General features: G+C 71.8%; 9 protein-coding genes. 2 read left to right on the forward strand and 7 right to left on the reverse strand.

Annotated elements, in window-relative coordinates:
* Positions 1-14 precede the first annotated feature (14 nt).
* From ilvN to ACFVN5_RS11180, 4 genes are read right to left on the reverse strand one after another with little or no spacing between them, the layout of a single operon-like run.
* Positions 15-524 carry an acetolactate synthase small subunit gene (gene ilvN / locus ACFVN5_RS11165; protein ID WP_376955185.1) on the reverse strand — a complete coding sequence of 170 codons (510 nt, stop codon included), beginning with the start codon at positions 522-524 and terminating at the stop codon, positions 15-17.
* Between the two features lie 2 nt (positions 525-526).
* Entirely contained in the window at positions 527-2,332 is a 1,806-nt protein-coding gene (locus ACFVN5_RS11170) for an acetolactate synthase large subunit (protein ID WP_376955186.1), read from the reverse strand.
* Positions 2,333-2,379: 47 nt separating this feature from the next.
* Positions 2,380-4,074, reverse strand: coding sequence for a dihydroxy-acid dehydratase (ilvD, locus tag ACFVN5_RS11175; protein ID WP_376955187.1), 1,695 nt, complete (start codon positions 4,072-4,074; stop codon positions 2,380-2,382).
* 10 nt (positions 4,075-4,084) lie between these two features.
* Positions 4,085-6,331 carry a bifunctional alpha,alpha-trehalose-phosphate synthase (UDP-forming)/trehalose-phosphatase gene (locus tag ACFVN5_RS11180; protein WP_376955188.1) on the reverse strand — a complete coding sequence of 749 codons (2,247 nt, stop codon included), beginning with the start codon at positions 6,329-6,331 and terminating at the stop codon, positions 4,085-4,087.
* A 95-nt stretch (positions 6,332-6,426) separates the two neighbouring features.
* Between ACFVN5_RS11180 and ACFVN5_RS11185 the strand changes: the two genes are divergently transcribed.
* Entirely contained in the window at positions 6,427-7,287 is an 861-nt protein-coding gene (locus tag ACFVN5_RS11185) for a sugar phosphate isomerase/epimerase family protein (RefSeq protein ID WP_376955189.1), read from the forward strand.
* 91 nt (positions 7,288-7,378) lie between these two features.
* Here the strand turns inward: ACFVN5_RS11185 and ACFVN5_RS11190 are convergent, their stop codons facing one another.
* Genes ACFVN5_RS11190 through ACFVN5_RS11200 form a run of 3 tightly spaced genes read right to left on the reverse strand, consistent with a single transcriptional unit; the run spans position 7,379 to position 13,084 of the window.
* Positions 7,379-9,544: a YhgE/Pip family protein gene (locus tag ACFVN5_RS11190; RefSeq protein WP_376955190.1), complete on the reverse strand. Its 2,166-nt coding sequence runs from the start codon at positions 9,542-9,544 to the stop codon at positions 7,379-7,381.
* Positions 9,541-12,468: an MMPL family transporter gene (locus ACFVN5_RS11195; protein ID WP_376955191.1), complete on the reverse strand. Its 2,928-nt coding sequence runs from the start codon at positions 12,466-12,468 to the stop codon at positions 9,541-9,543. Before ACFVN5_RS11195 ends, ACFVN5_RS11190 begins: the two co-directional genes overlap by 4 nt.
* Before the next feature lie 10 nt (positions 12,469-12,478).
* Positions 12,479-13,084 (reverse strand): TetR/AcrR family transcriptional regulator, encoded by a 606-nt coding sequence (locus tag ACFVN5_RS11200; protein ID WP_376955192.1) that lies wholly within the window; start codon positions 13,082-13,084, stop codon positions 12,479-12,481.
* A 98-nt stretch (positions 13,085-13,182) separates the two neighbouring features.
* Here ACFVN5_RS11200 and ACFVN5_RS11205 point away from each other — a divergent pair, with 98 nt between their 5' ends.
* On the forward strand, positions 13,183-13,371 hold the full coding sequence (locus tag ACFVN5_RS11205; RefSeq protein WP_376955194.1) for a hypothetical protein: 189 nt from the start codon (positions 13,183-13,185) through the stop codon (positions 13,369-13,371).
* The last annotated feature ends 24 nt before the right edge of the window (positions 13,372-13,395 follow it).

Below are 13,395 nucleotides of genomic sequence, written 5' to 3' on the forward strand. Positions count from 1 at the left end.
AGGCATCCGTTGTGCTAGTTCTTGAAGACGCGCTCCGTGATGGACTTGCCGCCGCGGCCGATCGCGAGGAGGCCCGACTGGGCGATCTCCTTGATGCCGTAGGGCTCGAGCACCTTGAGGAACGCGGTGGTCTTGCCGGAGTCCCCGGTGACCTCGATCACGAGCGCGTCGGTCGAGACGTCGACCACGCGCGCGCGGAAGAGGTTCACGGCCTCGAGCACCTGCGAGCGGGTCGCGTTGTCGACGCGCACCTTGACGAGCAGGTGCTCGCGCTGCACCGACTGCGCCGGGTCGAGCTCCACGATCTTGATGACGTTGATGAGCTTGTTCAGCTGCTTGGTGACCTGCTCGAGCGGCAGCTCCTCGACGTCGACCACCACCGTGATGCGGGAGAGCCCGTCGATCTCGGAGTGGCCCACGGCGAGGGACTCGATATTGAAGCCGCGTCGCGCGAACAGTCCCGCGACGCGGGTCAGCAGGCCGGGCTTGTCCTCGACGAGGAGGGAGAGCACGTGGGTCGACATGATCAGTCCTCCTCCTCGCTGAACGCCGGCGAGTGGTCGCGGGCGTACTGCACGTAGCTGTTCGACACGCCCTGCGGCACCATCGGCCACACCATGGCATCGGCCGAGACGACGAAGTCGATGACGACGGGACGGTCGTTCGTCTCGAGCGCCAGCTTGATCGCCGCGTCGACCTCCTCCTCCTTCGTGACCCGGATGCCGAGCGCGCCGTAGGCCTCGGCGAGGGTCACGAAGTCGGGCACGCGCACGGTGTCGTGGCCCGTGTTCAGGTCGGTGTTCGAGTAGCGGCCGTCGTAGAACAGCGTCTGCCACTGGCGCACCATGCCGAGCGAGGAGTTGTTGATGACGGCCACCTTGATCGGGATGTCGTTCAGGGTGCAGGTCGCGAGCTCCTGGTTCGTCATCTGGAAGCAGCCGTCGCCGTCGATCGCCCACACGACGCGGTCGGGCTGTGCGACCTTGGCGCCCATGGCCGCGGGGACCGCGTAGCCCATCGTGCCCGCGCCGCCCGAGTTCAGCCACGAGTTGGGACGCTCGTACTTGATGAACTGCGCCGCCCACATCTGGTGCTGGCCGACGCCCGCGGCGTAGACGCCCTCGGGGCCGGTCAGCTCGCCGATGCGCGAGATCACGAACTGCGGCGAGAGCAGGCCGTCGGACGTCGGCACGTAGCCGAGCGGGAACTCCGAGCGGAGCCCGTCGAGCGTGGCCCACCACTCGTCGAGGTCGGGCGTGGTCGTCGCCGTCGCCTCGCGGTAGGCGGCGGAGAGGTCGACGAGCACGTCCTTGAGGTCGCCCACGATCGGCACGTCGGCGGTGCGGATCTTCGAGATCTCGGCGGGGTCGATGTCGACGTGCACGATCTTCGCGTTGGGCGCGAAGAGCGCGGCCTTGCCGGTCACGCGGTCGTCGAACCGAGCGCCGAGCGCGACGAGCAGGTCGGCCTCCTGGAGCGCGAGCACCGCGGGGACGGTGCCGTGCATGCCGGGCATGCCGAGGTGCTGCTCGTGCGAGTCGGGGAACGCCCCGCGCGCCATGAGCGTGGTCACGACGGGCGCCTTCGTGGTCTCGGCGAGCTCGAGCAGCTCGGCCGACGCCTCCGAGCGGATGACGCCGCCGCCCACGTAGAGCACCGGGCGCTTCGACTCTGCGAGCAGCTGCGCCGCCGCGGCGACCTGCTTGCCGTGCGCCTTCGTGATCGGGCGGTAACCGGGGAGCTCGACCTTCGGCGGCCAGCGGAAGGGCGCCAGCTGCTGCTGGGCGTCCTTCGTGATGTCGACGAGCACGGGGCCGGGGCGTCCGGTCGAGGCGATGTGGTACGCCGCCGCGATGGTCGCGGGGATGTCCTCCGCACGCTTCACGAGGAAGGAGTGCTTGGTGACGGGCATCGTGATGCCCACGATGTCGGCCTCCTGGAAGGCATCCGTGCCCATGAGGTTCGAGAACACCTGGCCGGTGATCGCGAGCAGCGGCACGGAGTCCATGTGCGCGTCGGCGATGGCGGTGACGAGGTTCGTCGCTCCGGGGCCCGACGTCGCGATGGCGACGCCGATCTTGCCCGACGACGAGGCGTAGCCCTCGGCCGCATGGCCGGCGCCCTGCTCGTGCCGGACGAGGATGTGACGCAGCTTGCGGCTGTCGAGCAGCGGGTCGTAGACGGGGAGGATCGCGCCGCCGGGCAGCCCGAAGACGTCGGTGATGCCGAGCAGCTCGAGCGATCGCACGACCGCCTCGGCACCGGTGATCTCCACTGGCGCGCCGGACGGCACGGGGGCGGGCGAAGGCACGGGGGTCGATTCCGTGGTCATTCGATTCCTGTTCTGGTGGACGGTGGAAATGCGGAGAGGCGCAGCACTCAGCCCGTCGTGGCGCCTTCGGCGGCGGAGCGCACGAGCTTGGAGTACTTCGCGAGGACGCCACGGGTATAGCGCGGAGGAAGCGGAGCCCAGCCTTCACGGCGGGCAGCCAGCTCGGCATCGTCGACCAGTAGGTCGATGGAACGAGCTGCGATATCGACCCGTATCAGATCACCATCGCGCACGAAGGCGATGGGACCTGCGTCCACCGCTTCGGGTGCTATGTGGCCGATGCACAGGCCGGTTGTGCCGCCGGAGAATCGACCGTCCGTCAAGAGTAGTACATCTTTTCCGAGCCCAGCGCCCTTGATGGCGGCGGTGATGGCGAGCATCTCGCGCATGCCCGGACCGCCCTTGGGGCCCTCGTAGCGGATGACGACGACGTCGCCGTGCTTGATCTCGCCGGCGGTCAGCGCGTCCATCGCGGCGCGCTCGCGTTCGAAGACCCGCGCGGGACCCTCGAACGTGGCGGCGTCGAAGCCGGCCGTCTTCACCACGGCACCCTCGGGGGCGAGCGAGCCGTGCAGGATCGTGAGGCCGCCGGTCTCGTGGATCGGGTTGTCGAGCGTGCGGAGCACCTCGCCGTCGAGCGGCGGGATGTCCATCTCGGCGAGGTTCTCGGCGAGCGTCTTGCCGGTGACCGTGAGGGCGTCGCCGTGCATGAGGCCCGCGTCGAGCAGCGCCTTCATGAGCACGGGCAGGCCGCCGCGGCGGTCGACGTCGTTCATGACGAAGCGGCCGAACGGCTTGAGGTCGCCGATGTGCGGCACCTTCGAGCCGACGCGGTTGAAGTCGTCGAGGGTGAGCTCGACCTCGGCCTCGCGGGCGATGGCGAGCAGGTGCAGCACGATGTTCGTGGAGCCGCCGAGCGCCATGCCGACCGCGATCGCGTTCTCGAAGGCCTTCTTGGTGAGGATCTGGCGGGCGGTGATGCCGTTGTTGAGCAGGTTGACCACGGCCTCGCCCGAGCGGTGCGCGTAGTAGTCGCGACGGCGGTCGGCGGATGCCGGTGACGCCGAACCCGGGAGCGAGAGCCCGAGCGCCTCCGCGACCGACGCCATGGTGTTGGCGGTGTACATGCCGCCGCACGCGCCCTCGCCGGGCGCGAACGCGCACTCGATGCGCTTGGCGTCGGCCTCGCTCATGGTGCCGGCGCGCACGGCGCCGACCGCCTCGAACGAGTCGATGATCGTGATGTCCTTCTCGGTGCCGTCGGACAGGCGCACCCAGCCCGGGGCGATCGAGCCGGCGTAGAGGAACACCGAGGCGAGGTCGAGTCGCGCGGCCGCCATGAGCATGCCCGGGATCGACTTGTCGCAGCCCGCGAGGAGCACCGAGCCGTCGAGGCGCTCGGCCTGCATGACGACCTCGACCGAGTCGGCGATGACCTCGCGCGACACGAGCGAGAAGTGCATGCCCTCGTGGCCCATCGAGATGCCGTCGGAGACCGAGACCGTGCCGAACTGCAGCGGGTACCCGCCGCCGCCGTGGACGCCCTCCTTCGCCGCCTGCGCGAGCCGCGCGAGCGAGAGGTTGCACGGGGTGATCTCGTTCCACGAGCTCGCGATGCCGATCTGCGGCTTGTCCCAGTCCGCATCGCCCATGCCGACCGCGCGGAGCATCCCGCGGCTGGTCATGGCTTCGATGCCGTCGGTGACGGTGCGGCTACGCGGCTTGGGGTCGAACTGCGACATGCATTCGAGTCTATGGCCAGCGCGAGTCGCCCTGGCGCGCGGTGTCACGCGCATCGGCGAGCTGCTCGAGCAGCTCGGCGACGTCCTCGGGGCTGCGCACGCGGTAGGTCGCGATCGACTTGCCCTGGCCGACCTTCACGCCGACGTCGCCCGCGTCGAGGGTCGCGAACGCGTCCTCGTCGGTGACGTCGTCGCCCACGTAGATGACGGCCGTCGCGCCGACGTGCTGGCGCAGCCGCGTGAGGGACTCGCCCTTGTCGCTCGCCCGCACGGCGAACTCCAGCACGGCCTTACCAGTGCGCACCGTGATGCCGAGGAGTTCCGCCGCGACCTGCTCGCGGGCGTCCTGCTGCAGCGCGCTGCCCTCGGGTCCCTTCAGGCGCCGCGTGTGCAACGCGAGCCCGGCCGGCTTGCGCTCGATGAAGGCGCCGGGGCTGGTGTCGGCGACACCCTCGACGATCTCGGTCAGCCGGTCGAGCTTCTCGAGCTCGGTGTCGCGCAGGTCGATCTGGATGGGGCCGGTATCGAGCTTCAGCTCCACGCCGTGCGAGCCGCTGAGGAGCGTGCCCGTGGGCGGGCTCGCCACCTCCCCGAGGCTGTCGAGCGCGCGGCCCGACACGATCGCGACGCGGGTGTCGTCGGCGCCTGCCAGCCGCTCGATGGCGGCACGGGCGCGCTCGGTGGCGCGCGCGTCCTCGGGGCGTTCGACGATGGGGGCGAGCGTGCCGTCGAAGTCGAGCGCGACGAGGAGCCGCTCGGTGGAGGCGAGCCGCGTGACCGCGGCCATGAGCGGGTCGGGCACGCCGGGCGCGATGATGCCGGCGCCGGTGAGCGTCTCGAGAAAGGACCGCGACCAGTTCGCGACGTCGTTCTCGCGCACCCGCCTGCGGAGGGCGCGCATGCGACGGGCGCGCTCGCGCCGCGGCATCCGGATCGCCTCGACCATGGCGTCCTTCAGGCCTTCGATGTCGTGCGGGTTCACGAGCACGGCCTGCCGCAGCTCGTCGGATGCCCCGGTGAACTCGCTGAGCAGCAGCACCCCGTCGTCGTCGAACCGGCACGCCACGTACTCCTTGGCGACGAGGTTCATGCCGTCGCGGAGCGCCGTCACGAGCATGACGTCGGCGGCGAGGTAGAGGGCGACCATCTCCTCGCGCGGGTAGCCGTGGTGCAGGTACGCGATCGCCTGATGGCCGAGCGTCGAGTAGTCGCCGTTGAGGCGCCCGACGGCGAGCTCGATCTCGTCGCGGAGCTGCCGGTACGTCTCGACGCGCTCGCGCGAGGGGCTCGCGACCTGCACGAGTGTGGCGTCCTCGACCTTCAGTCGGCCGTCGCGCAGCAGCTCGCCGAACGCCTTCATGCGGTGCCGGATGCCCTTGGTGTAGTCGAGCCGGTCGACGCCGAGCATGATCGTCTCGGGGTTGCCGAGGCTCTCGCGGATCTCGCGCGAACGCGCCTGCACCTCGGGCCGGCGGGCGATCTCCTCGAACCCGGCGGCGTCGATCGAGATCGGGAAGTGCCGGGCGACCACCCGGCGGCTCCCGCCGTCGGACTCGGGCACGTCGATGACGGTGCCGCGGGTCGAGTAGCCGAAGAGCCGGCGCACGGCCCGCGAGAAGTTGCCCGCGTCGGCGGCCCGCTGGAAGCCGATGACGTCGGCGCCGAGCAATCCGTCGATGACCTGGCGGCGCCACGGCAGCTGCGAGTAGATGCCGTAGGCGGGGAAGGGGATGTGGTTGAAGAACCCGATCACCAGGTCGGGGCGGCTCTCGCGCAGCATCCGCGGCACGAGCTGCAACTGGTAGTCCTGCACCCAGACGACGGCGCCGTCGGATGCCGCGCGCGCCGCGGCCTCGGCGAACCGTCGGTTGACCCGCACGTACGCATCCCACCACTCGCGGTGGAACGACGGCGGCGCGATGACGTCGTGGTAGAGCGGCCAGATCGTGTCGTTGGAGAAGCCCTCGTAGTACTCCTCGAGGTCCTGCGACGACAGCGCCACGGGGATGATCGAGATGCCGTCGTGCTCGAACGGGTCGAGCTCGCGGTCGGCGACCCCGGCCCAGCCGATCCATGCGCCGTCGGCAGCCCGCATGACCGGCTCGAGGGCGGTGACGAGCCCGCCGGGCGAGCTCTTCCAGCGGATCTGGCCGTCGGGGCCCAGCTCGTAGTCGACCGGGAGCCGGTTGGAGACGACGATCATGTCGTAGACGTGGTCGACGTCGAGGTCGTCGCGTTTCGGTTCAGGGGCGTGCATTCGGCGGATGTCCCTCCTCGGCGCTTCGTTCAGGCTAACAGCCACCCTCACCGCCCTCCCCGCCTCCGGGTCGCGGGACTAGACTGCGTGCCCTGATGATCCGCGTCGGCATGAGCACCTCGTGCGTCTATCCGCTGGAGTCCGAGCACGCCTTCCGCCTGGCGAAGCTGGCCGGCTTCGACGGCGTGGAGGTCATGGTCACGCAGGAGGAGGCGACGCAGCAGGCCGAGCCGCTGCTCGAGCTCTCGCGGCGCTACGCGCTGCCGATCCTGTCGGTGCACGCGCCCGTGCTGCTCCTCACCCACTTCGTCTGGGGCCGCGATCCCGGCGTGAAGCTCACCCGCACCGCGGAGCTCGCGACCGCCCTCGGCGCCGGCACGGTCGTCGTGCACCCGCCCTTCCGCTGGCAGGCGGGGTACGCCGCCGGCTTCCTCGACATCGTGCGCGAGACGTCGTCGCGGCACGGCGTCGAGATCGCCGTCGAGAACATGTTCCCCTGGCGCGCCGCGGGCCGGAACCTCAAGGCCTACTCCCCCGGCTGGGACCCGCGGGTCATGGACTGCGACGCCGTGACGCTCGACTTCTCGCACGCCGCACTCTCGGGCGTCGACAGCCTGCAGTTCGCCGACGACCTCGGCTCGCGGCTGCGGCACGTGCATCTGTGCGACGGCTCGGGCGCGATCGGCGACGGCCAGGTGTTCGACGAGCACCTGCTGCCCGGCCGCGGCCGCCAGCCCGTCGCGGAGGTGCTCGAGTCGCTCACCGCGCGCGGCTGGGACGGCGCGATCATCGCCGAGGTGAACACCCGCCGCGCGAAGACCGAGCAGGAGCGGCTCGACCTGCTGCGCGAGACGCTCGAGTTCGCCCGCCGGCACACGCACCAGTCGCTCCGGCGCCGGGCGATGACCCGGTCGCGGCGCGCACTCGAGGCGCTGCTGCCGAACCACCGCCGCTGAGGCGCGTCGACCGAGGGCGCGGTGAGTTGGGCCCGGCGAGCGGATGCCGCGCCGGTGCGGCTCACGCAGAGCGCGCCGGCGCGGCATCCGATCAGGCGGTCGCGACCGCGAGCCTGCCCGGCGAGCGCACGGCCCGGCGCCGCGCGATGACGAAGGCGGTGCCGAGCGCGCCGAGCACGCCGAACAGCGCCGTCGCGCCGACCGCGGCCCAGACGCCCGATCCGCCAGCACCAGAGACGATGAGCTGCATGCCCTGCACGGCCCACGTGAGCGGGAGGAAGGGGCTGATCGCCTGGTACGGGCCGCTCACCACCTCGAGCGGGTAGAGGCCGCCGGATGCCGCGAGCTGCAGCACCACGAGCACGAGCGACACGATCGTGCCGGCGCGACCCAGCCACGAGTGCAGGAACGCGTGCACGGCCATGAACGACAGCGCGAGCAGCACCGAGAAGGCGAACGTCTGCGGCAGCAGCGACCATTCGACGCCGAGCGCCGTGTGCATGAGCAGCACGACCGCCACGGCCTGCACGATGCCGATGAGCGAGGCGCGGAACAGCGTGCGCGCGACGACCCGCGCGGTCGGCGCGGTGCTCGCGAGCGCCTCGCGCGAGAACGGCCGCCAGATGAGGAACAGCGCCATCGCGCCGAGCCACAGGCCGATGGGCCCGAGCAGCATCGCGACGACCTGCCCGATCGAGGTGATCTCGTTGTCGCGCGTCGACTCGGACGTGACCGGCTTCGCGACGACGTCGGCGGTCGCGGCGGCGTCCATGTCGTCGAGCGACGAGGTGCCCTCCGCGCCCTTGGCGAGCCCGTCGGCGAGCTCGCCGGTGCCGCCGGCGAGCTGCGAGGCGCCGTTCGCCGACGCCTGCGCACCGGACTGCAACTGGGTGAGGCCGTCGGCGAGCTGGGTCGTGCCGGATGCCGCGCCCGACGCACCGGACTCGAGCTGGCCGAGCCCGCCGGCCAGGCCGTCGACGCCCGACGCGAGGCCGGCGGCCCCGGTCCGCAGCTGGGCGGAGCCGCCCGAGAGCTGCGACGCGCCGCCCGCGAGCTGGGCGATGCCGCCCTGGAGTGTCGCGATCTGCGGCTCGAGGTCCGTGGCGCTCTGATCACCTGCGGCAGCCAGGTCGTTGAATGCCTGGTTCGTTCCGTCCACGAGGGGAGTCCCGGCAGCGTCGAGCGTGCCGAGCTGCGTCGCGATCGCCGTGACCTCGTCGGCCAGGCTCGGGTCGGCGGCCACGATCTGGGCCGCGATGGCCTGGAACTTCGCGTTCGCGTCCTCCGCGGTACCGACGTACGCCGACCAGCCGAACGGGTTCTCGGGCGTGCCGTCGACGAGCGCGGTGCCCGCCGTGCGGATCCCGTCGGCGTAGTCGCGGAAGCCCTGCGGCAGCTGGCTGAGTCCGGCGGCGTTCTGCTGGAGCTGTCCGAGCCCGCCCGCGAGCCCGTCGACGCCGGCCGTGTACTGGTCGACGCCGTCCGCATACGCATACGCGCCCGTCGCCGCCTGCGACGCACCCGAGGCGGCGGATCCCACGCCGCCGGCGAGCTGGTCGAGGCCGCCCGCGAGGTCCGAGGCGCCCGACGCCGAGGCGCCGACGCCCGAGGCGAGCTGGCCGAGTCCCGACGAGAGCGAGTCCGCGCCCGAGGCCAGCTGCTGGGCGCCGTCGGCGGCGTCGCCGAGCGAGCCGCCCACCGTGATGAGGTTGCCGTAGAGGCCCTCGAGGTACTGCGTCGTGAGCGCCGTGCCGAACGTCGTGGCGATCGCGTCGCCGACGGTCGAGCCGATGACGCCGGCGAGGTAGCCGTGCGCGTCGTCGGTGCGGATGTCGAGCTGCGCCGTCGTGGGCGCATCGCCCTGCAGCGAGGTCACCGAGGCCGAGAAGTCCGACGGGATCGTGAGCACCGCGTACGCGTCGCCGTCGGCGAGGGCCTTCGCGGCCTCCTCGTCGTTCGAGATCGTCCAGTCGAACCCGGTGTTCCCGTCGCCGGTGAGCTCGGTGACGAGCTGGCGACCCGCGAGCACGGGCTGCTCCTCGCCGTCGGGCGTCGTGATGGTGACGAACTCGTCGTTGTTCACGACGATGGCCGGGATCGCGTCGAGGCGCTCGTCGGCGCCGCCGATCGCACCGGCGACGAGGCCGGCGACCGCGAGCGGCACGGCCACGACGGCGGCGATGAGGGCGGCGCGGCGTCCGCGTCGGCGCCCGGGGGTCGGTCCGGCGAGCGCGGCGGGTGCGTCGGGGCGGGTCATCGGAGTGCCTCCTGGGGGCGGGCGACGAGATCGGGAATCCCGGCGGGGCCGGTGTCGAGGTCGAGCGAGCGGATGCCGCGAGCTGCGAACGCGTCGACGGCGGGGATGGAGTCGGCGCCGGCCGGCGCGGTGGCGATGAGCACCACGCCGTCGGGCACGAGGCGCGCGAGCGCGGGCCAGAGCCGGTCGGCGGGGCCCGACGCGTCGTCGAGGTCGACGACGACGGCTCCGGGCTGCTCGGCGAGCGCCGCGGCCACCGCGACGAGCGTGCGGTCGAGCGGGTCGAGCGACGCGAATGGGACGTCGGGGTCGAGCGAACGGGTGCGCCACGCGAGCGGGTCGGCCGCCGCGGTGCGCGCCTCGGCGACGCGGCGGAGGGCGGCGGAGACGGCGGCCCGGCTGGAGTCGAGGCGGTACCACGCACGCGTGGCGTCGACCCGGGCGGCGATCACGTCGCCCGCGGTCGCGCCCGGCGCGGCATCCATCGCCGAGTCGGCCACGGCGACGCGTCGCATGACCGCGCCCGCGTCGGTGGGCAGCGGCGCACCGAGCACCGCGAGGCGGCCGCCGGCGGGCGTGACGCGGCCGGCCAGGGTGGCGGCGACGAGCCGGCGCTCGGTCGCGCGGCCCCGCACCACGAGGGCGCCACCGCGGGGAACGGCCACGGAGAGCGGCCCGATCGGGTCGGCCGGGTCCCCGACGAGCAGGTCGTCCGCGAGCACATCGGCGTCCTCCGCCTCCGCCCACTCGCTCTCGGCGAGGTGATGGCGCAGGCCCTCGCCCTCGATGTCGACGTCGGGCAGGATGCGCGCGAGCCACTTCGGCAGCCACCAGGCACCGCGCCCGGCGAGCGCCATCGCGGCGGGCACGAGCGTCATGCGCACGAGGAAGGCGTCGAACGCCACGCCGATCGCGAGCGCGAAGGCGATGCCCTTGATGGCTCCCGTGCCTTCGGGCACGAACGCGAAGAACACGAAGAACATGATGAGCGCGGCAGCCGTGACCACCCGGGCCGCGTGCTGGAAGCCGTGCACGATCGAGCTGCGGGGCTCCTTCGTCTTCACGAACTCCTCGCGCATGCCCGAGACGAGGAACACCTCGTAGTCCATGGCGAGGCCGAAGAGCACGGCCATGAGCAGGATCGGCAGGAAGCTCAGGATCGGGCCGGGCTCGATGTGCATGAGGTCGGCGAACCAGCCCCACTGGAACACGGCCACCGAGACGCCGATGGCGCCGAACGCCGAGAGCAGGAACCCGAGCGCCGCCTTGATCGGCACGAACACCGAGCGGAACACGATGAGCAGCAGGATGATCGACAGGCCCACGACGATGAGCGCGAACGGCACGAGCGCGTCGGTCAGGCGCTGCGAGATGTCGATCGAGACGGCGGTGTAGCCGGTCACGGCGATCGGCGTGCCGAAGTCCTCCTGGATCTCGGGCTCGAGCGCGCGGATCTCCTGCACGATCTGCTTCGTCTCGGGGTCGTTGGGGGCGCTCTCGGGGATCACCTGGATGATCGCGGTGTCGACCGTTGCGTTGGGCATGCCCTGGCCGACGTAGGCGACGCCGTCGACGTCGGCGAGGCGGGCGCCGATGGCGTCGAGGTCCTCCATGATGTCGGTCGTCTGCGTGATGTCGACGGTCACGACGAGCGGTCCGTTGTAGCCGGGGCCGAAGCCGTCGGCGATCATGTCGTACGCCTCGCGCTGGCTCGAGCCCTCCTCGCCGGCGCCCGAGGGCAGGTTGAGGTCGAGGCTCGCGGCGGGGATCGCGGCCGCGCCGAGGAGGCCCACGACGAGCAGCACGAAGACGATCGGCGCCTTCAGCACGGTGTCGACCCACCGGCGGCCCATGGTCTTCTTGCCGCCCTCGTCCCCGGCGACGGCGCGGCGGTACGCGCGACTGCCCGGCTTCGGGATCAGCCGCTTGCCCGCGAGCCCGAGCAACGCGGGCAGGAGGGTCGTCGCGCCGATGACGGCGATGAGCACGGCGAACGCCGCGGCGACGCCCATGACGCTGAGGAACGGGATGCCGACCACGAGCAGGCCGAGCAGCGCGATGATGACCGTCAGGCCGGCGAACACGACGGCACCGCCGGCGGTCGCGACCGCCTCGGCCGCGCTCTCCTGCGGATCCATGCCGCGGGCGAGCTGCGTTCGATGCCGGGACAGGATGAACAGCGCGTAGTCGATGCCGACCGCGAGGCCGATCATGACCGCGAGCATCGGCGCGGTGCTCGACACGGGCGCGAACGCGGCGACGACCGAGATCCCGCCGAACGCGGCGCCGACGCCCACGAGAGCGGTGAGCAGCGGCATGCCGGCCGCGAGCAGCGAGCCGAACGTGATGATGAGCACGACGCCCGCGAAGAGGACGCCGATGGCCTCGGTGATCGTGAGGCCGAAGGTCTGGTCCTGGAAGACCTCGCCGCCGAAGGCGACCTGCATCCCGGCGTCGCGGCCGAGGTCACCGGTGGCGAGGACGGCGTCGAGGGACTCCTGCGTCACCTCGGTCGACGGCCCGTCGAACTGCACCTGGATGTAGGCCGTGCGGGCGTCGTCGGAGACCTGGTCGCCGGCGTACTCGTCGAACGGGCCGAGCACGCTCGCGACGCCGTCGACGCCCTCCAGCGCCGTCTCCATGTCCTCGATGGCGGCGGTGTACGAGGGGTCCTCGACGGATGCCCCGTCGGGCACCTCGACGACGGCCTTCGCCGACGCACCGGCGGTCTGCGGGAACACGGCGGCGAGCTGGTCGATCGCCTGCTGCGACTCGGTGCCGGGGATCGCGTACGACTCCTGGAGCTGGCCGCCGAGGCCGATGCCGGCGCCGAGCAGGGCGGCGAGGGCGACCACCCAGCCGGCGAGCACGAGCCAGGCGCGCCGGAAGGCGAATCGTCCGATGCGGTGGAGGAGGAGGGCCACGGGTCGTCTCTCAGTCGTTCGCGGACGGGCGGGGGCGGTGCGCGGGCGCGAGCAGCTCGCCGAGCACGGTGTGCAGCGCGTCGCGCAGCTCGTCGTCGGTGGGGAGCGTGTCCTCGTCGGCGAACGTGCGGCCCGCGGTGAGGAGGAACGCGGCGCCGCCGAGGGCGATGCCGAAGCGCACCTGGTCGGTCACGCTCTCGCGCTCCTCGCCGATGGCGACCGCGAGCCGACGAACCGAGGCGTTGGCCCGCGCGATGATCGGGAGCTCCGACAGGCTCGGCCCCTGGATGAGGAAGACGTGCACCGCCTCGCGGTGCTCGAGCAGCATGTCGACGACCCGGTCGACGAGCCGCGCGCGACGCGCTCGGTCGGTGCTCGACAGGAACTCGTCGAGCACGGTCTCGAACTCGCTGATGGCGGGCTCGATCGCCGCCTCGAGCAGCGCCTCCTTCGAGGCGTAGTGGTAGAGCACGCTCGACTTCGAGTAGCCGGCGTGGTCGGCGATGTGCTGCAGCGAGGTTCCGGCGAAGCCGACGGTGGCGAACTGCTCGAGGGCGACCTGCTTGAGCTCGTCCGCCGCGCGCACGCGTGTCGTCGGTTGGGTGTCGGTGGGCATGCCGTCGACGCTAATTGACCGATCGGTCAGATCCTGCACGATCGGTCAGATTCACGGATGACTCACAGCCCTTCGTCGCCAACCGGTAGCGTGGCGGCATGCGCAAGTACCTCTTCAGCGGAGCCGTGTTGAGTGCGATCTTCAGCGGAATCGGGGTCGTCCGCGCGACCGCCGCAGGACCACGGGACTGGCGCCTCCTGCTCATGTGGGTGTCGTGGGCTGCGAGCATGGCGATCGCCATCGGCACCGTCGCCGACGAGACGAAGCGCGCCGAGCTGACGGAGTAGCATCTTCCCCGGAGGTCTTCCTCC

The organism is Agromyces sp. NPDC057865, from assembly GCF_042796995.1.
GTDB lineage: Bacteria > Actinomycetota > Actinomycetes > Actinomycetales > Microbacteriaceae > Agromyces.